The 336-nt window shown below is 33.0% G+C and carries 1 protein-coding gene; it reads left to right on the plus strand.

Annotated elements, in window-relative coordinates; translation table 11 throughout:
- The coding region (locus A9E74_RS13920) for a DUF1328 family protein (RefSeq protein ID WP_069297164.1) at positions 1-115 on the plus strand (115 nt) is incomplete at its 5' end.
- Between the last annotated feature and the right edge of the window lie 221 nt (positions 116-336).

Raw genomic sequence — 336 nt, forward strand, 5'->3', positions numbered from 1 at the left:
TTTAGGTTTAACAGGTGTTGCAGGTACAGCTAGCAGCATTGCCTGGATTTTATTTGTTGTGGGTTTAGTGCTCGCACTCATATTTTTTATTACCGGCCGCAGACCACCACTATAAAAAATAAATCACCTTTAATTAATTAAATTTATAAATCAACAATAACTTAAAAATGCTTAGATCCTAAGATTATTCAGTTATTGATACCAGATGAAAATGAAATAACCTTCACCCCAACCATTTATATTATTTTGACGGATTCCGTTCAAAATAATTTAAATGGTTACCTTTGACACTGTCCGATTCTCGGATGGTGTCTTTTTTTGGGTGGCTATATATAT

The organism is Methylophaga muralis (assembly GCF_001720165.1).
Classification (GTDB): domain Bacteria; phylum Pseudomonadota; class Gammaproteobacteria; order Nitrosococcales; family Methylophagaceae; genus Methylophaga; species Methylophaga muralis.